The sequence below is a fragment of the Mesorhizobium sp. M1E.F.Ca.ET.041.01.1.1 genome (genome assembly GCF_003997355.1).
In the GTDB taxonomy this organism is placed as follows: domain Bacteria; phylum Pseudomonadota; class Alphaproteobacteria; order Rhizobiales; family Rhizobiaceae; genus Mesorhizobium.
This window is the reverse complement of sequence record NZ_RZSL01001273.1, coordinates 1-419: the sequence shown is the minus strand read 5'-3', so window position 1 is coordinate 419 and position 419 is coordinate 1. Positions and strand designations below refer to the sequence as shown.

Genomic DNA, 419 nt, shown 5'->3' with positions numbered 1-419 from the left:
GCCGTGGAAGAAGGCATTGTTCCCGGCGGCGGCGTCGCGCTGCTGCGTGCTTCGCTGGCCATCACTGTCAGCGGCGCCAACTCCGACCAGACCGCCGGCATCGCCATCGTTCGTCGCGCGCTGCAGTCTCCGGCTCGCCAGATCGCGGCCAATGCCGGTGCGGAAGCCTCGATCGTTGCCGGCAAGATCCTCGAGAACACGGGCCCGACCTTCGGCTTCAATGCCCAGACCGGCGAATATGGCGACATGATCGCCATGGGCATCGTCGACCCGGTCAAGGTCGTGCGTACCGCTCTCCAGGACGCGGCCTCGGTCGCCGGCCTGCTCGTCACCACTGAAGCCATGATCGCCGAGGCTCCGAAGAAGGACTCGGCTGCCGGCGGTATGCCGGGCGGCATGCCCGGCGGCGGCATGGGTGG

Annotated in this window: 1 protein-coding gene; it reads left to right on the top strand. The window is 68.5% G+C overall.

Translation table 11 applies throughout. The features are described from left to right. The coding region (locus tag EOA38_RS38755; protein WP_281060200.1) for a TCP-1/cpn60 chaperonin family protein at window positions 1-419 on the top strand (419 nt) is incomplete at both ends.